At 56.3% G+C, this 16,482-nt stretch carries 18 protein-coding genes; all 18 read right to left on the bottom strand.

Going from position 1 to position 16,482, the window contains the following annotated elements; all coding sequences use genetic code 11:
• Nucleotides 1-44: 44 nt before the first annotated feature.
• Nucleotides 45-2,678 carry an MFS transporter gene (locus E8K88_RS14675; RefSeq protein ID WP_136407428.1) on the bottom strand — a complete coding sequence of 878 codons (2,634 nt, stop codon included), beginning with the start codon at nt 2,676-2,678 and terminating at the stop codon, nt 45-47.
• Nucleotides 2,665-4,683 carry a type III secretion system outer membrane ring subunit SctC gene (gene sctC, locus E8K88_RS14670; protein ID WP_136407427.1) on the bottom strand — a complete coding sequence of 673 codons (2,019 nt, stop codon included), beginning with the start codon at nt 4,681-4,683 and terminating at the stop codon, nt 2,665-2,667. Before sctC ends, E8K88_RS14675 begins: the two co-directional genes overlap by 14 nt.
• A gap of 38 nt (nt 4,684-4,721) precedes the next feature.
• A complete protein-coding gene (locus tag E8K88_RS14665) occupies nt 4,722-5,126 on the bottom strand; it encodes a CesT family type III secretion system chaperone (RefSeq protein ID WP_136407426.1) in 405 nt (134 codons plus the stop codon).
• A gap of 14 nt (nt 5,127-5,140) precedes the next feature.
• On the bottom strand, nt 5,141-6,199 hold the full coding sequence (gene sctU, locus E8K88_RS14660; protein ID WP_136407425.1) for a type III secretion system export apparatus subunit SctU: 1,059 nt from the start codon (nt 6,197-6,199) through the stop codon (nt 5,141-5,143).
• Nucleotides 6,192-6,998 carry a type III secretion system export apparatus subunit SctT gene (gene sctT, locus E8K88_RS14655; protein WP_136407424.1) on the bottom strand — a complete coding sequence of 269 codons (807 nt, stop codon included), beginning with the start codon at nt 6,996-6,998 and terminating at the stop codon, nt 6,192-6,194. Before sctT ends, sctU begins: the two co-directional genes overlap by 8 nt.
• Before the next feature lie 87 nt (nt 6,999-7,085).
• Nucleotides 7,086-7,355 (bottom strand): type III secretion system export apparatus subunit SctS, encoded by a 270-nt coding sequence (gene sctS, locus E8K88_RS14650; protein ID WP_136407423.1) that lies wholly within the window; start codon nt 7,353-7,355, stop codon nt 7,086-7,088.
• A 29-nt stretch (nt 7,356-7,384) separates the two neighbouring features.
• Nucleotides 7,385-8,035: a type III secretion system export apparatus subunit SctR gene (gene sctR / locus E8K88_RS14645; protein ID WP_136407422.1), complete on the bottom strand. Its 651-nt coding sequence runs from the start codon at nt 8,033-8,035 to the stop codon at nt 7,385-7,387.
• Nucleotides 8,032-9,156: a type III secretion system cytoplasmic ring protein SctQ gene (gene sctQ / locus E8K88_RS14640; RefSeq protein WP_168797350.1), complete on the bottom strand. Its 1,125-nt coding sequence runs from the start codon at nt 9,154-9,156 to the stop codon at nt 8,032-8,034. Before sctQ ends, sctR begins: the two co-directional genes overlap by 4 nt.
• Nucleotides 9,157-9,166: 10 nt before the next feature.
• Nucleotides 9,167-9,775 (bottom strand): hypothetical protein, encoded by a 609-nt coding sequence (locus E8K88_RS14635; RefSeq protein WP_136407420.1) that lies wholly within the window; start codon nt 9,773-9,775, stop codon nt 9,167-9,169.
• Nucleotides 9,772-10,281 (bottom strand): type III secretion system stalk subunit SctO, encoded by a 510-nt coding sequence (gene sctO, locus E8K88_RS14630; protein ID WP_136407419.1) that lies wholly within the window; start codon nt 10,279-10,281, stop codon nt 9,772-9,774. The genes E8K88_RS14635 and sctO overlap by 4 nt, the downstream gene beginning before the upstream one ends.
• Complete coding sequence (sctN, locus tag E8K88_RS14625) at nt 10,278-11,618, bottom strand: type III secretion system ATPase SctN (RefSeq protein ID WP_136407460.1); 1,341 nt, start codon at nt 11,616-11,618, stop codon at nt 10,278-10,280. The genes sctO and sctN overlap by 4 nt, the downstream gene beginning before the upstream one ends.
• Nucleotides 11,619-11,641: 23 nt before the next feature.
• Nucleotides 11,642-12,286 (bottom strand): HrpE/YscL family type III secretion apparatus protein, encoded by a 645-nt coding sequence (locus tag E8K88_RS14620; RefSeq protein ID WP_136407418.1) that lies wholly within the window; start codon nt 12,284-12,286, stop codon nt 11,642-11,644.
• Nucleotides 12,250-12,963: a hypothetical protein gene (locus E8K88_RS14615; protein ID WP_136407417.1), complete on the bottom strand. Its 714-nt coding sequence runs from the start codon at nt 12,961-12,963 to the stop codon at nt 12,250-12,252. Before E8K88_RS14615 ends, E8K88_RS14620 begins: the two co-directional genes overlap by 37 nt.
• Nucleotides 12,964-13,062: 99 nt before the next feature.
• A complete protein-coding gene (sctJ, locus tag E8K88_RS14610) occupies nt 13,063-13,860 on the bottom strand; it encodes a type III secretion system inner membrane ring lipoprotein SctJ (protein WP_136407416.1) in 798 nt (265 codons plus the stop codon).
• Entirely contained in the window at nt 13,857-14,273 is a 417-nt protein-coding gene (gene sctI / locus E8K88_RS14605) for a type III secretion system inner rod subunit SctI (protein ID WP_136407415.1), read from the bottom strand. The genes sctJ and sctI overlap by 4 nt, the downstream gene beginning before the upstream one ends.
• A gap of 15 nt (nt 14,274-14,288) precedes the next feature.
• Nucleotides 14,289-14,792, bottom strand: coding sequence for a hypothetical protein (locus E8K88_RS14600; protein ID WP_136407414.1), 504 nt, complete (start codon nt 14,790-14,792; stop codon nt 14,289-14,291).
• On the bottom strand, nt 14,792-15,271 hold the full coding sequence (locus E8K88_RS14595; RefSeq protein ID WP_136407413.1) for a tetratricopeptide repeat protein: 480 nt from the start codon (nt 15,269-15,271) through the stop codon (nt 14,792-14,794). The genes E8K88_RS14600 and E8K88_RS14595 overlap by 1 nt, the downstream gene beginning before the upstream one ends.
• Nucleotides 15,268-16,482, bottom strand: coding sequence for a type III secretion system translocon subunit SseC family protein (gene sctE / locus E8K88_RS14590; RefSeq protein WP_136407412.1), 1,215 nt, complete (start codon nt 16,480-16,482; stop codon nt 15,268-15,270). The genes E8K88_RS14595 and sctE overlap by 4 nt, the downstream gene beginning before the upstream one ends.

The raw sequence follows: 16,482 nt of genomic DNA, 5'->3' as shown, positions 1-16,482 counted from the left end.
AAAAGAGTGCATTGGATTCTTTCCGAACATCTTTCCGAACATACTCAAACACGTGCAGAGTGTGCTTGAGTCACCCAGGACAACGGGCTGCCCACAAGCAACCACATCAACACCGTGCCGGCTGCCAGAATGCTACCGACAACCGCAACGGCCCCCACCATTCCCAAATACATCACAGCGATCGAGACCACGAGCGGCGCGGCAACGCTGCCAATGCGCTCAATAAAACGGAATGTGGCCAATGCCTGAGTGGGGGTTGCTCCGCTTGAATTGGCATGCGCTAAGCCGCCGTGAAAAGCCTCTGTCACCATGGCCAGTTGGGGCGCAGACATCAGCGCCTGCCCCAAACCCAATAATGCACAGCAAAGCCCTGCGCCTGCAACGCCCCCCAGCCACACCATGGCCACGCAGGCAGCCACAGAAACCACCCCACCCCATAGCACCCAAGGCAAACGACGACCACTGCGATCGGAATAACGTGCTGCCCACGGTGCCACACACATAAAAACCAAAAAATACAAAAGCAGTACACGCCCTGATACCGCAACACTTTCACCTTGAGCCTGCAATGAAAGCGGCGTTATCACCACCAGGATGGCCACCGCTGCCAAACGCGCAGGAACAGCCGTCAGCCACGTCACGGCCAACACCTTTCGATTAGTCAGCACCGCCAGCAGACCACGCATCCCGCCCATCCCAGGAGGATTACCCAGGTCCACAGGTACCAGCCGCGGCATTGTCACCATCACGAAAAAAGCCAGCAATAAGCACGCAGCTGCGACGCCAAAAGTCATTGGCATCCCCAGTCGCTCGACCAGCAAACCACCCAATGCAGGGCCGCACACGCCTGCAGCCACAATGGCGGCGGACACCTCCACCAAGCCTCGGGCACGAAAAGACGCACTGGTCACGCGCATAATCGTGGTCTGCGCCATGATCGTGAGCAGCCCATAGACCAAGCCGCTGGCGGCTCGCAAGACAATCAATGTGCTGCTGTCTCGGCTGATGCCGGTCAGCACCAACAATACGGCGCCAAGCACAGCACACCAGGCCATCGCCCAACGCGGATCGATTCGGCGGGTGATCACCGGCCCCAATGGCTGCGCCAGGGCCAGGGCAAGCATAAAGGCCATCACGGGCAAACCAGCCAGAGTCGTCGGCGAAAGCGCGGCATCCCAAGGCAATGCTTGAGCGGCAAATACCGCAAAAAAGGGACGCAACAGCTCATCGGAGAGGGCCGTGAGAAAAACTACCAGGCGCACCCTACTGACCGTATTGGAGGCGGCATCATTTGCGCGTCCCAAGCCACGCAGTGCATTGAACAATTGCTCAAGACGGATGCGCCCTGCCTGCACGGCCGACGTCAAACAACCTTGCAGACCAGCCCACTCTTGGCTAAAGATCCAGTACAGATACACACGAGAGCGCGACCAGCCTGCCCCCATCAATTCACGCACAAGCACCAGCCCCACCAAAACAGCCAATGCCAAATCCAGCATGATGCTGCGTGCATTCGCATCCAAGCGCGCGCGCGGCGTGCCCACATCCAACTCGGCTACGGCGGTGCCATCGTCCATGCGCATGACTTGTTGCTGCAGACGAAAAGTGTCGCCCTGACCACCCTGCCACCATTGCTGAGCCAGCTCCAGCTCTGGCAAAGGCGCATGAGGCTGGGTAACAAATACCCGAGGCTGCCCATGCACGCCCTGCAATGCCATAAAAGTCACTTCAGGCGCTTGTGCCAGTTCCTGTGCAAACAGAGCCTCAATGCCTGTCAAGCCATTGATAGGAATGTCCAATGCCAATGCGCGGCTTAACTGGGCACTGACCGTGTGTAGGACACTGCTGGCATTTTTGTCCATTTGTTCCAGCAACAAAGGCTTGGATAACTCACGCCCTTGGACGGCCAAAAATGCCAGCGACAACAAGGTAAGCAGCATGGCAGCACTTGCAATCACCCAGGTGTGCCAGCGCCCGCACCCTTGCGGCGCTGAATGGCTGCCACTGCGGATGAAATCAGCCGCATGGCCAAGCTGCTGCCCCATAGAGCGCAGCCATAGCCACAATAAGCCTGTCAAACACAGCAATAACGCCAGCCAGGCAATCAACGCATACGGCCATAGCGGCGCCAACTGCTCCCAAACCGAACTGCGCAAGCGTTCACGGTCATAAGCGAGCCAGAGAATCCCCGTGCGCAGTCCTGCGGCATCCACGAGCACAGACCCCATAAACACTTGGCCACTGGCAGTGCGCACCAGAGTATCCAGCGCAGCCAGCTCATAGGGCGCAAGCGCCAATAGCTGCGCAGTCCAAGCTGGATTGAGCCGCAACGGCAAGGCGGCATCACCCAAGGACACCAACACCTCGCCAGTGCTTGTCTGCACCCAGGCCGCCTGCATGTCCTGGTCTTTCAGAGTGCGCAGCAAGCCTGCCAAATTCACTTGATCATTCAAGCCCAAGCCCAATCTAAAGCCGTGCTCAATCTGCCCCTTGATCTGTGCTGCAGCTCGCCCGCCGCGCTCATTGGCCAGATTCTGGATCGCTTGCTCAATACGCAAAGACATCAGCAGTGTCGACAGCAACACCAGCACCAAAGACAAGGGCAAAGTGATGCGCAACGCAGCCAAGCACAGGCTTTTCACCCCAACCAGTGCTGGGGTACGGTCAGCGATCTCCATAGGTGGCCGGAAATTCTCGGCGTCCAGGCTTGGCGCTCACTGCCCGCGCCCAACGGCTTGCCGGCGCGACAGAAGCAGGCAGTGCCGGACGCTCGCCTGGCGGGTTCACCAATGGCGCAACGCCATTCACTGGCTGATCTCTTGGTGCTGGAACCCAATTGCCAGCAGCATCCTGCTGCATTTCCTCAACTGGATGGGGAAACTCTCGCCCTTGTGGTATGGCCATTGACGGGGCGCGCGCACCTGCTGCCAACGTTGTTCTACCTGCCTCAGCGGGTAAGGTGACCAAACGCGGTTTGATCAAAAACAAACGCTCGCGCGCTTCACGGTTGTCGACCTTGTGTGAGAAAAAGCTTCCCAACAAAGGGATGGATCCAAGCAATGGAACACGCTCATTGCTATGCGTACTATTTTGCGTGTTGTAGCCGCCAATCACCAGAGTCTGATTCTCGCCAACAACCGCCTGCGTGCTGACATTGCTGCGGCGCACCGTGGGCAAACCATCGACCTCTCTGCTTTGAATTTGGCCGTCCTCAATATCTACATCCAACTGAATGGTCTGGCCATGCTGCTCATCTTCAATATGCCGTGGTGTGACTCGCAGCGTAGTTCCCACCGTAATCGGCGTGACCGTTGCCACGCGCTCTCCGGTTGTGCGGATATAAAAAGTCTCTGACAGATCCAGCAATGCGCCAGTATTGTCTACCGTCAAAATAGAGGGCCTCGACTGGATGGTTGCCTCTCCCAAACCTTCCAGTGCCCGAATACGGGTGACCAAATAATTGCCTGCGTCCAGCACCGCCGTTGTGGTGCTGATATTGGCACCAGGCCGGGCCGCAGAAATCGTCAAGCCGCCTGAGCCCTCTGATACGTCGCCATAACCAGCCGCAGTTCCGCCTTTGCGGCCCCCCCATGCAATGCCCAACTCATCCAAACGAGTGGTATTGACATCAATAATCAAGGCCTCAATCTCGATCAAGGCAGTCGGTACATCCAGCTGTTTGATCAACGCCTCATAAATCGGCATGCGATCCGGTGTATCTTGAATGATCAAAGCGTTTAAGCGCGTATCCGCCTCAATTGAGGGTGCCTGGCGATTCACCACCACATTCCCGGCTCCAGTCCCCAGCTGCGCGGCTGGCTGCAGAGGTGCCTCATTGGCTTCTGCCGGCGCAAAGTTGCCTAATGGGTTCACCAATGGCGCCGCAGACGGCAACTGGCCTCCGGAGACTGGCATCGTTTGCGCAACGCCTGCACGCAAAGGCTCGGCCATGCGGTAGAGACCTTCCGCATTGGGCATAGACATGCTGCTGGTGTCTCCGCGGATCAAGTCCCGCAACACCTCGGCCAAACCGCGCGAAGTAATGGTCTGATCTCGGTAAGTGATCGTGCGGTCCTGCACCGAGGCATACTTGAGGCGAAACACGGTAATTTTTCGCCCACCCGCCACCAAGGGCAGCGATTGAACGGTGCGCTGCACCAGGCTCACGTACGCAGGAGGTCCAGAGATCAGAGCAATTCCTTGATCTGTCAGTTCACCCCAACCAAAACGATCATCGAGAATTTGCAGACTGCGCAGTGCATCACGCAACTGCCCAATGCTCCCCCCGGAGGCCGAGACCGAAGCAGTCCCCATATCTGCGGCACGCGAAATAAACAAAGTGCCAGCATGTGTGAACCATTGAAAGCCATACACGCCGGCCATTTCATTGAGAAAGTCAGTTGGAGAGTCTGCCCGCATGCGGCCATTGACCGTGCCCTGCACTTGAGGAGACAAGTCCAGAGTCAAGCTAAAAGTGGCCGCAAACTCTTTGAGCACATCCGCTAACGGGGTTGGCCGAGTGGCGTAATAGTTATACGGCGATGCCGTCCAGGGCGGAGGACTGGCCCAGCTTGGAGCCACTACAGCAGCCAGCCCAAGGGCCATGCTGGCTGCCAGTTGCCGCAATGGTCGTGGCGCAGCACACAGCCAGCGCGAGGCAGATAAAGGATATTCAAACATCATAGCGGTATGGCCCTAGACACATCAGTACACAGCACAGGTCACTGCAAAGAGCCAACCCAAAATGCCAACTCATTGACAAAATCCCCCACCAATGCATCAATATCTTGCAGTGACTGGGGCTCACTCAACTGGTGCAGCCAAAAAGAATCCTCATCGCCATCAATCACGCAGGCTACAGGTGAACGCGCCATCGAAACACACGCCATTTGCCCGATGCGACGCAAAGCCGCATCACGTGCAGGCCCGGCAGGAGGAACGGCATCCAAGCGCGAACGAATCATGACGCGAGCCGCATCCACCGCACGCAGTTGCACGCGGTAACGGCCGTCAATGCTCAGGTTCAGGCGGCTTGCATCTTGGGGTAGCGCAGCATGTCCCAGTTCATGGGCATACTGCGCCAACAGCAGGCGACTGGTCGTGTTTGCGGGGGAGGTAGTGAACATGGTCTTATAAGTTCTCAATCAATCAATGGAATACCGTCCGGGCCAGACTCACGCAGCAGCCGCAATATTTCAGCCACAGGCTCTACCAAAGCGGAAGGGATGAACTGCCCAACCTGAGCCTCGGCGACCAAACTTCGTGCCAATGGGATGTTCTGCATCACAGGCACTCCCGCTTCTTGCGCCGCCTGCTTCATTCGCTCGGCCAATGCGCCCTCTCCCATGGCCGTCACTATCGGCAAAGGCGTCTCTTCAGGGTTGTAGTACAAGGCCACGGCCAAATGCGTTGGATTGGTGACCAGAACTGAGGCCTTGCGCGCATTTTGCACAGCACCTTCTTGCAGCATCTCCTGGTGCAATTGCTTGCGTTTGTGCTTGATTTGGGGGTCCCCATCCATCTCCTTGTACTCACGCTTGACTTCGTCTTTGCTCATCATCAACCCCTTGCGGTGTTGGTAACGCTGCCAAGCGAAATCGGCCAATGCGATGGCTGTGTACGCCAGACCAATATTGATCACCATCGTGCCGATCAAGGCACCCATGACTTGCCCCATGCCCTGCACACCAGCTTGTGGAATACTGCTCAGAATCGGGAAGGCATCACGCAACAACATCCAAAGCAAGCTAGAAAGAAAACCGATTTTCAGGCACGACTTCAGAAATTCAACCAGGTTTTTTTTTGAAAAAATATTTTTCAAATTACTGATTACATTGAGTTTTTTTGCCGATGGCTTGAGCTTCTCAAAAGCCAGAACCAGCCCAACCTGCATCGCATCGGCCAATATACCGAGGCCCAAAATAATGCCCAAAAATGGCAGCATCAACCACGCGACCTCCTTCAACAGTTTCGTCACCAAAATATTGGCTGCATCAGAGAACTCCATGCCACCAAGGGAGGCCGGTAGCAAAATCATCTCCATCATGTCTTGCACGATGCGCGCACCACTGGCCAACAAATAACCAAAAATGGCAATGATCAAAACCGTTTGAGTGAAGTCCTTGCTGTAGGCCACATCGCCTTTTTTACGCGAGTCACGCAGCTTCTTGGAGGTTGGTTGTTCCGTCTTTTCACTCATGGGACCCCCATTGCGCATCCAGTGCCCGCGCAATACCGCCGACGCTTTCTACCAAATCAAGTCCGTAGTCAAACAGCGTAGAGGCATAGAAAATGAGAATAAGCACCGCCAATGCGCTCTTGACTGGCATGGCGATGAAAAACACCTGCAACTGCGGCACGAATCGGCTCACCAAAGCCAAGCCCAATTCAGCCAAAAACATCGCCACCACCGCCGGCGCTGCCAATAACAAGGTCATGCGCACAAGCCGGTCTAACTGAGACAAGAAAAACGGAATGCTGGACGCATTCAAAGTCGGACTCCAACTCGGCACACTCCAGAGCGCAAAGCTGTCATACAGCATGCCAAGCATCAAGCTAAAGCCGCCCGAAATCAGGAAAAAAACGATAAATGCCTGGTTGGTCAAAATGCCCATCGGCGAGGAGTCATTGCCAGTCAGAGGATTGAGCGTGGCAGAAATGCTGGCCCCACGCTGGTTATCCACCAAAAAACCAATGCCTTCAAAAATCCAAAATGGAATTGCCACCATGAAGCCCAAAACAAACCCAATAAAGGCCTCTTTAAGCAACACCAGCGCCCAAGCCATCGGGGTGTCCAGGCTCACGCCCACCAATTGCGACTGCACCAACGGTACAGCAACAATACCAAACGCACCGGCCAAGCCATATCGCAGCATGCCGGGCACGAGTTGTGAGTTGAAAATCGGAAGAGCGATGAACATGGCCAATATGCGCGGCTGGCTAAGCACCAGCGCCCGCAAAAATCCCTTGAGTTCTTCGTATGTAACCACTGAGTCCATTGCGTTCCATTTCTTCTGGCAATCAGCGTATTGATGTAAAACTGGCTTCGTATGCGGACCGTTATGCGCCCTAATGCCAACGCTACCTCAATGGCTGACGGTGGCCATCGCCTCAAAAATTTGCACCCCAAAATTGAATAACTCGCCGCCAATCCAACGCGAGGTCAACAACAGCGTTGCCGTCACGGCGATCAATTTGATGCCAAATGACAGGGTTTGCTCTTGAATTTGAGTCAAAGCCTGGAATAAGGAAAACAATGTACCCACCACTGCGCCGACCACAATCGGTGGCAGAGAGAGCCATAGCACGAGATACAAGGCTTGAGTAAATAAAGAAACAACGTCAACCGTTTGCATAGCAGCCTCTTTCTGACTTCAGCGGCACTTCACACATAAGACAACACCAAGCTTTGAATCAAACGCGTCCAGCCATCGAGCATGACAAACAAAAACAGCTTGAGTGGCAGTGAAATGGTGACAGGAGAAACCATCATCATCCCCATGGCCAGCAAGATGTTGGAGACAATTAAGTCAATCACAACAAACGGCAAATACAGCAAAAAACCCATCTTGAAAGCGGCGGTCAACTCTGACACCAAGAAGGCCGGCATCAGCATCATGAAATCGCTACCTTGAACATTCGCAGACAGCTCTGGCCCCCACAAGCGTTTGGCAGTGCGCACAAAAAAATCGCGGTGTTCGGCGCTGCTATTGCGCATCATGAACTCGCGCAAAGGCTCTGCCCCCTCGCGCACGCCGCCAACCAAAGTTGTCACGTTCTGCATCAACTCCGGCTGATTGGTCAGCCGCTCGGCCATGTTCACACCAATAGGCGCCATGATGTAGGCACTCAAAATCAAGGCCATCCCATACAAAGCCAAATTGGGAGGAATTTGCTGCACCCCCAAAGCATTGCGCAGCAGCGACATCACAATGACAATTTTCAAGAAAGACGTCGTCACTACGACGAGCGTTGGCAACAGAGCCATTGCCGCCAACAAGACGGCAAGCGTGACCGGATCCAAGCCAGTGCTCATGCCTGATCCCCAGGCTGTGCTGTGTCCAAGAACACTTGTTGCAGACTCACGCCTAATCGACCGTCTATGCTGACCAAATCGCCCTGCGCCAGCAAGACCCCATTGGCACGCACATTCACTACAGCGCCCAGAGGCCGTGCGAAGTCCAGCACCTGCCCAGGTGCCAACTGCCGCAATTGCGCCAGTGTCATACTCAATTCGCCCACATCGAAGCTCAACTGCACCGGCAAGTCTTCCAGCGAAGTTAACGGACCATCTGCAGACATGGGGGCTGCAGTAATTTCGGACGCATCGGTCATGAGAGAGCTCCAGGCTTGAACAACAAGAAGGCGCAAAGGAGCATGTACAGCGTGCTCCGCATTTGCAAGATCAGGACTGACTGCATCAGGGTGTGGATGCTGGGATACAGCCAGCTTGACCAAGACACCGTGCGATGGCGTGGCTGCCAACCACAACTGTTGGAGGGGATCCAGGCGGCAGTCTTGCAGCAGCAAGACATCACCCACAGCCAATGCCGCCACATCCCGCTGAGGCAAGTCGCTGCGGCCGATCATCACACGCAGTGGCAGCGGCATGTCCTCACGCAAGCCCTGACGCATGGGGGCACGCTTGGCAACAGCTCCTGCCACAACCAACAGGCCCATGGCATCGGCCTGCAGGTGCAGTGCAAGCACGTTACTGCTGCCAACGGACTTGATATGCAACGCCAATGCATGGCTGCCAGCGAACCCTGGCTGCGCATCACTGCGCTGCGCCTGCAACAGCTGCGGCACACCACGCCCAAGTGGGCGCAAGGCGTCGAACACTTCGGCAAACACCGCCTCCAGCAGCAGCTCGGCCAGTGCATCAGGCAGTGCTTGGGCAGGGTCATACAGCTGTGCTGCAGCCAAAAATTCGGCCAGCGCATCGTTTGGCAGAGACAGCACAAAGCGACCGCCAGACCACTCAAAATGCAAAACCCAGGCATCTGCCAATGCCTGCGGCCAAGGCTCGACCGGCACAATAGCAACCAGCCAATCGCACTCAAAAATACGCAAAGGCATGTGTTGTGCCCGCTGTGCAATCAAGGTGTAGGCTTGCGCCTCATTGGCGCTCAAACTGCGCATAGAAATTGGGGTCATCAATGGCATATCAAATCGGCGCATCCGCTCGGCTCTCAACAGGACTCGGGTCTTCTGGGTCATCGGCCAATACCCGCACCAGCACACTGCGCATCAGCCGCTGGGCCAATGACTTGGCCAGCCAGTCCACGGCCCGTGCCAAACGCTCACGCGAGGCTTCGTTGGTGCATACGAATTGCGCAACCAATGCCCCCTCGGCTTCAAAAACTTCCAGCGATACGCCTGGCAGCGTATGGGACTCCAGTTGAATGTGTACCGCTGTGCTGCCATTTCTGCCTTGACCGACCAATACACGCGATGCCAGCGCGCTGAGCGTGGCATCCAAACCAGCCAAAGCCTCAGAGGCAGCCGCAGCGCTTGGTTGATCAAGCTGGGCAACACTGGCTTGCACAACCGGAGTCTGACCAAACAAAGCGAACGGACTTGCAGGCACAGCCGCTGGTATGGCTGCTTGGTGCGGCGGGCCTTTCAAGTTCGCCTCAAACGCCTGCCGGTCTTGCTGAAGTTGTGCTGGACTGCGGGAATCTTTGTGCGTCGGCGTGCCGCTGTCTGCCTGATCTTCAAGATCGGTTTTTGGCGGCATGCCTAAATCAAGGTGGATGCTGCGCTCAACACTCATGGCTGCTCCTCGTCGGTTTGCAAACCGTCCCAATCGTCTCGCTCGCGGCGCACGCTCGCAGCCTCCTCCATCTCCAGGTCTTCCAAACGGTCACTCTCGCGTTGGCGCTGAATATCAAAAGAGGCGGAAAGATCCACGAATTTGGAGGTCTGACGTTGGGCAATCTGGTGTCCCTCACGGGCCTGACGCAAGGCGTTTTGCGCCACTGCTACTTGCTCTGCAGCTGCGCAAACGACCTGTTCTTGCTGCATTTCGCACTGGCGCATCTGCGCCAGCTCTTGGTGCACAGCATCGATCTCGCGCACGCGCACCTGCCGGCTAAACAGGTCTGCATACAACTGCTGCTCAATCTGCTGACCCTGCTCGACCATATGCTGCAAATGGCTTTGCGCCAACAAATGCGCCTCACGGGCCTGCTGCGCCTGTTGTCGGCTCTGGTACATATGGCGTTCGGCCTTGTCTTCGCGCAAACGCTTGATGCGAATCAACTCACCAAACAAACTCATGAGCGCCCCCCACCTGCCAATAACATCTGCATCTGAGCCAAGGTGTCAGCCAAAGAAGTTCGTTCATCGGTACGTTGACGCAAAAAGGCGCGGATCCGCTCAACCTTGTCGATCGCTTCATCGGTGACCGCATCGCCGCCACGCTGGTATTCACCAATGCGCACCAGCAACTCCACCTCCTCGTACTTGGCCATCAACTCACGCAAATGCCCAGCCAGGCGCTTATGCTCTGGCGTAATGACGGCATTCATCACCCGAGAAGCAGAGGCCAAGACATCAATCGCTGGGTAGTGATTGGCCGCCCCCAGCTTGCGCGAGAGGATGATGTGGCCATCCAAAATAGAGCGCGTTTCATCCGCGATGGGCTCGGTCATATCATCGCCCTCGACCAACACGGTGTAGAGCGCCGTGATCGAGCCCTTGTCGTTCATGCCAGAGCGCTCCATCAACTTTGGCAGGGTCGCGAATACCGACGGCGGATAACCGCGTCGTGTCGGCGGCTCACCTGCGGCCAACCCAATCTCACGCTGAGCACGCGCAAAACGCGTGACCGAATCCATCAGAAATAAAACCTTCTTACCTTGGTCGCGGAAATACTCAGCGATCGCGGTCGCCACATAGGCCGCCTTGGCACGCTCCATTGAAGATTTGTCGCTGGTCGCACAAACAATCACCGCCTTGCGCCGTCCCTCTGGGCCCAGCTCATGCTCCAAAAACTCCCGCACCTCCCGGCCACGCTCACCAATCAGTGCTACCACGGTGACATCGACTGCTGCGCCTTTGACCAGCATCCCCATCAAGGTCGATTTGCCCCCCCCTGCAGCAGCAAAAATCCCCATGCGCTGCCCCTCACCACAAGTCAAAACGCCATCCAATGCACGCACGCCCAATTCCAAAGGCTGATTGATAATACGGCGCTTGAGTGGGTCTGGTGCTTCGGCAAAAACGGGATAGTATTTATTCGCCTCAAGTGGGCCTCTCTCAGCCAAATCCAAAGGCCTTCCCAAGCCATCCAATACCCGCCCCAATAAACCATTGCCAACAGGAACCATATGGGCGCGCCCAGTGGGAATCACCTCGGTAGCAGACGAAATACCATACATATCGCCAATGGGGGTCAGCAAGGCTGCATCACGCGCAAAGCCAACCACCTCGGCTTTCATCTCAAAATCTTCCCCTGGGTTGCGCAACAAACAAACCTCGCCGACTTTCACGGTAGGGACAACCGCCTTGATGATGGTGCCAACCACCTGAATCACACGCCCTTTGATGCGCAGCATAGGCGTATCTTCCAGCGCCTGCGCCATCATCTCAGTGATGTAGTCGAACTGGCGAATTGGCCGTGCAGAGCGGCCTCCACTCATACCCGAGCCCCCAGAACTTTGCGAAAGGCTTGCTCCAAGGCCGCCAGCTGCCCTTCGATGCTGGCCTCCACCATGCCAATTTCACTCTCCAAAATGCAAGCCTGGTCCTGCAGCCTGGCATCGGCCACGATGTCTAGATAGCCTACGCCAGGATAATCAGCCAATAACTCGTTGGCATGCGCGCGCACCTTCTCCACCATATTAGGTTGCAAGCGCAGCGTCATCTTTTTCTGATTGCGCACCACGGCCAGCGCGTTGCGCACCACAATCAACACACGCGCTTCATCATCAAAATCCGCCATTATTTTGCGCACCGAGGACATGACCAGATCCACCACCTCCCCTTCCACGCGGGCAAAGTAATCGACCGTGCGCCCGACGTTCTCGATCATTTGTTCAGCCTGCTCCATTTTGGCTTCCATCAGACCGTCCTGATATCCCCGCTGACGCTCCGCCTCATAGGCCTGGGCTGCACCAGCCTCAATGGCCTGTGCTTGCGCAGTGGCGGCCGCAACCAATGCCTCGCTATTGGCCAAGGCGTGCATATCGGCTGCACGCAACAAGCGCACATCGGGAGCAAGCCGCGCCTGCAGTGTGCGTGGGGTCAATGCGTTGATTGTGGTGGGAAGAGTAAAAGCCATGCGGGCTCCATTTCGGCTAGTTGCGACAGGCAAAGCGTGCGCGCCTGTACCTCCGTGATTGTTTCAGGCAAAACCAACTCGCATGCCTGAGGGGCAAGACTCCAGTCCGCACGGCGGCGCAGTGGCGCAGGTGCCTGCTGCCATGAGCGCGCCAAAACAGCGCTACCCAATAAATCAGCTTTGGCTGTCCATCCTTGCTGCAGCTGCAAGACCGGGTGAAGCCAGCCCGATTCTGGCCACTGCAATGCATGTGCAATGGCCCAATCCATGGACTCGCGCCCCAAATCTTCGCGCGCCTGCACAACCTGCGCTCTGGCAATCAAAGAGCTAAGCAGCTTGCCCAAAGCCATCAAACCCACACGCCGCACCAGCAGCAGTTGCAGATCCGATGCAATCAGGGCCAAAGGCAAGGCAGGTGCATTCAATTGCGTCACAGGCATCGCATCGCTGCCTAACTGCGCCAGCAACCTGCGAGAGGCGCGCAGGTGCAGCACACGATCCAGACTGGCGCTGCGGCCTTGTTGGGCCAGTTCTTGTTCCGTCCAAACCGCTTGCGCACGTGCTGGGTGCAACATACGACTCGGCCACTGGTTGAATTCCAGCAAGCGAGCCACCAGCTGTGCGGCCAAGGGCACTGGCTCAGACAAGCCACCATCCAATACAGGAGCCTCAGCCATGCCGATGACCTTTCAGCTTGGGTTGAAGCCAGACACACCAATGCACGGAGGGTGACCTTGTCACCTTCCGTGCCCATGGCTCGAGCAAATACGAAGTCGTCACGCCTTGGCATCCCCTTGGGTTTGGCGTTGGGCTCTGGCCTTCCAATCAGGCCAAGCATAGCGCCACGCCAACCATGACAGAGCCAGCACACACAGCACCAACAAAGTGCAGACAATCCACATACCGACTGCCAATGATCCTGCGCGCATTGAGCTACCCAAAAAACTGACCGTAGGTTCTTGCTGCGCAGATACCTCAACCGGCTGACCCGAAACCAGCACAATCGAGACTCGCTCGCCCGTAAGGCCCGGAATGCTATTAGTGACTAAACGCCGAATTTGCGGCTGCAGCAACTCCAGCGACACACCGTCTTGGTGCTTGATAAAAACAGCAGCGGTTGCAGGCGTTCCGCTATCGCCCGCTGTGCCCCGCTCGGGCAATACCACATGCACTTTGGCATACAGCACGCCGTCAATTTTGGAGAGCGTGTCAGACAACTCTTGCGATAACGCGTAGATGTAGCGTGCACGCTCCTCCAAAGGCGATGAAATCAAGCCCTCTTTCTTGAAAATCTGCCCCATGCCATCAAAACGCTCACGAGGCAGGCCATTTTCACGCAAGATCTGCAATGCCTGACCGACTTGGTCGTCAGGCACGCGAACGCTCACGCCCTCCTTACCCATTTGCTTATCCGCAGGAATTCCAGCCTTAAGCAATGCAGCCAAGACCTCATTGGCGTCGTCTGCAGCCATCGAGCCAAATAAATCCACCCGAGAGCCGCAGGCTGCCAACAATAAGGAAAGCACGGCAACCAGCCACCATGAGCGCACAGCGCACAAACGGCTGCCCTTCATTGCAAGCGCACCAATTGGTCAATATTTTGCGTGCTGCGGCTCACCAGCTTGCCCACCAACTCCGACTGAATAGACATATGGTGCATCTGCATCTGCAACTGCAACATTTCGCGCGGCTCTATTGCGCGTGGACTGGCCAGTGCCTGGCGCACCGAATCCCATTGGCCATGGAAATCACTGGATACACCTTGCATGCCAGAGAGAATGCGATCACCCCATGTCGCAGGCGTGGTACTGGTGGCTGATGCAACCTCGCTTGTGGCATTGACCGCATTGGCATTGTCAGCCCCAGATGGTGCCTGCATCAAGGCAGCGAAACGAGTGGCAGCCACCTCATCGAGCTTCACTTTGGTCTGGGCTGGTGCGCTGGAGGGCGTCACCACGCCCATCATGGCGGATGAAAGAATTTCCATATTCACACTTTCTAGTTATGGCGTCTTCGCAAATGTGCCTGCCGCGCCGGGTGTTGGCGTATTCAAGTCTTCAAGCGTATGGCCACCCAATATCTGGCGTGCCAACAACATGCCTTCCGTGGCAGGATCCACAGGCTGAAATGCAACGGCTTTCAATACACGCAAACTGGCCTGCCCCTGCCCGTCAAACTGCATCGCCAGCCCCAAGAACGCCTGCACCATATCGCGCTCCTGGCCCGGCGGCCCTTCAAAACGACCCAGACAACGCACAGCCTCAGAGGGCTTGCCTGCGTTCAACCAGGCCGTGGCCTCCCCAACCCAGGCAAATGCTCGCAGGGGTCGCAAAGCCTGTAAACCAGCAAAAATGGCACTCGATTGACGGGTATCACCCCGGCCTGCAGCGATAAAGCCGATTTGTGTCAGCATTTGCACATCATTGGCTAACAAGCCGTCAATGCCCTGCACTGACTCTGGTGTTGCAATGGCTTCAACCTGCCCGGAAGCAAACAGCGTATGCATTACTTGCCCGCAGTCTCAAGTTGCTCGAGCAATGCCGTAACACGCAACTTAAGCGCATCCTGGGCACCCAGCGCCTGGTCTAATTGCTGCAGCCTGGTCACTGCAAGCTCACGCCGCCCTGCCGATAAGTAGCAATAGACGATTTGCAGCATGGGCTCTAGCGAGTCATCAAACAAGGTGAGGATAAGAGACCAGATATCGATGGCTTCATCCCAGCGCCCCAGCATTTGCAGGCAAGTTGCCAAGCCGGCCAGGTAGTGCCTGCGCGTGGCGCCATAGAGCGCTAAAAAGCTGAAGATGCGCAGAGCACTATCCCATTTCCTCTGGTTCATGTCTGCATAGCCCATCGCATAGATCACTTCCAGTTGCTCGGCCGTGAAACGCCGTGAAGCTTCTAACTGGCCAACCCCGGAGAAATACGCTTGGGCAAAATCATTGCCTGCCACACTTTGCGTGCGGCTTGTAGCGGCTTGCGTCATACCGTGCCTCTCCTGCCGATGTTACTTGTGATTTGGCTCATGCTGTCTGCAGATTCCTGAATCATCTTGCTGACAGCCTGTACGCCCTCTTCCAATTGCTCGATGATCTTGCGCAGCTCTTCGCGCTGATCTTCCATCTGTGCGTTGATCTTGGTCAGCAGCGCCTTGAGCTGCTGCTGATCCGCCTTGGCGTTCTCGCCCTGATTGGTATAAACAGCCTGTGCAATACCCGCACTGCCCTGAGCCACCGAGGTTGCCCCCTTCACAGCGCTGGATGTAGCACTGATGATCTTGTCCGTCAGCGTGCGGGTGATTTTTTCCGCATCGGCAATCTTGCCGCCTGCGATCGCAGTGGCAACGCCGATGCCAATCGAGGCCGTCAGGCCAATCCCGAACTTGATCCAGCCTGCCGTCTCTTGACTGGCTCCAGCCAGTTCAGCAATTCCCTGGGCCATAGTACCCAGCAATTCCGGCTCAACCAGAAGGGCTGCAGGCACAATGACAGCAACCAGCGGTGCCAATGTCCGGCCGATCTTGTCGGCCAATTCATCGTCTACGCCTAGCCCCTTCAGGATGCTGCTCACCATCTGCGTCATGCCATTGGAGATCGAAATCTCTGGTCCGCCGCACTCCTTGGAAATTTGATCGGCCAGTGAAGTCGTGGCTGCAATCAGGCCAACCACGGCAAGAGCTGTCAGCGCAGCAGCCGCACCGCCGGTAAACGGAGTCGCCACCACACTGGCAATCACAGCCACGCCGGCGGCCAGCACAGCAGCGATCTTGCCAACCCAACTGAAGAGCTTGCCGAAGAAGCCCGATTTCGCCGCTTTCTCACTCTTTTCAATCCAGTCCTGAATTTTCTTGGCCTGCGCTTCGTTGTTCTGCTGTGCCTTGATGCGCTGGTTTTCCAGAGTCTTAGTCGTGGTCTGCAACTGCTGATCATGACTCTTGCTGCGCAGGTTCTGCAACAGTGCAATCAGATCATCGGCAGAAAAATCCTGTGCAGGCTCTGCAATCGCAGGTGCGCCATTCTGATTGCGCAAAGGATCGCTTGTGTTTGAACCCGTATCGCCTGGCACATGCATCAAGTCGATCGTCTTTGCCTTTGCCTGCGCGTTGCTATTGCCTTGCGTGACAGCGAGATCAACCTCGCCATTCACATCTGATGGCGTACTGCCCAGTGAAGGGTTGAAATTGGTAATGGTGTTCAT

The sequence above is a fragment of the Lampropedia aestuarii genome (assembly GCF_004803635.1).
Classification (GTDB): Bacteria; Pseudomonadota; Gammaproteobacteria; order Burkholderiales; family Burkholderiaceae_C; genus Lampropedia; species Lampropedia aestuarii.
This window is presented reverse-complemented; position numbering and strand designations above follow the sequence as displayed.

Excerpts from the sequence above, each read along its gene's own strand:
- E8K88_RS14675 (WP_136407428.1), bottom strand. The coding sequence starts at position 2,678 with ATGGAGATCGCTGACCGTACCCCAGCACTGGTTGGGGTGAAAAGCCTG.
- sctC (WP_136407427.1), bottom strand. The coding sequence starts at position 4,683 with ATGATGTTTGAATATCCTTTATCTGCCTCGCGCTGGCTGTGTGCTGCG.
- E8K88_RS14665 (WP_136407426.1), bottom strand. The coding sequence starts at position 5,126 with ATGTTCACTACCTCCCCCGCAAACACGACCAGTCGCCTGCTGTTGGCG.
- sctU (WP_136407425.1), bottom strand. The coding sequence starts at position 6,199 with ATGAGTGAAAAGACGGAACAACCAACCTCCAAGAAGCTGCGTGACTCG.
- sctT (WP_136407424.1), bottom strand. The coding sequence starts at position 6,998 with ATGGACTCAGTGGTTACATACGAAGAACTCAAGGGATTTTTGCGGGCG.
- sctS (WP_136407423.1), bottom strand. The coding sequence starts at position 7,355 with ATGCAAACGGTTGACGTTGTTTCTTTATTTACTCAAGCCTTGTATCTC.
- sctR (WP_136407422.1), bottom strand. The coding sequence starts at position 8,035 with ATGAGCACTGGCTTGGATCCGGTCACGCTTGCCGTCTTGTTGGCGGCA.
- sctQ (WP_168797350.1), bottom strand. The coding sequence starts at position 9,156 with ATGACCCCAATTTCTATGCGCAGTTTGAGCGCCAATGAGGCGCAAGCC.
- E8K88_RS14635 (WP_136407420.1), bottom strand. The coding sequence starts at position 9,775 with ATGAGTGTTGAGCGCAGCATCCACCTTGATTTAGGCATGCCGCCAAAA.
- sctO (WP_136407419.1), bottom strand. The coding sequence starts at position 10,281 with ATGAGTTTGTTTGGTGAGTTGATTCGCATCAAGCGTTTGCGCGAAGAC.
- E8K88_RS14620 (WP_136407418.1), bottom strand. The coding sequence starts at position 12,286 with ATGGCTTTTACTCTTCCCACCACAATCAACGCATTGACCCCACGCACA.
- E8K88_RS14615 (WP_136407417.1), bottom strand. The coding sequence starts at position 12,963 with ATGGCTGAGGCTCCTGTATTGGATGGTGGCTTGTCTGAGCCAGTGCCC.
- sctJ (WP_136407416.1), bottom strand. The coding sequence starts at position 13,860 with ATGAAGGGCAGCCGTTTGTGCGCTGTGCGCTCATGGTGGCTGGTTGCC.
- sctI (WP_136407415.1), bottom strand. The coding sequence starts at position 14,273 with ATGGAAATTCTTTCATCCGCCATGATGGGCGTGGTGACGCCCTCCAGC.
- E8K88_RS14600 (WP_136407414.1), bottom strand. The coding sequence starts at position 14,792 with ATGCATACGCTGTTTGCTTCCGGGCAGGTTGAAGCCATTGCAACACCA.
- E8K88_RS14595 (WP_136407413.1), bottom strand. The coding sequence starts at position 15,271 with ATGACGCAAGCCGCTACAAGCCGCACGCAAAGTGTGGCAGGCAATGAT.
- sctE (WP_136407412.1), bottom strand. The coding sequence starts at position 16,482 with ATGAACACCATTACCAATTTCAACCCTTCACTGGGCAGTACGCCATCA.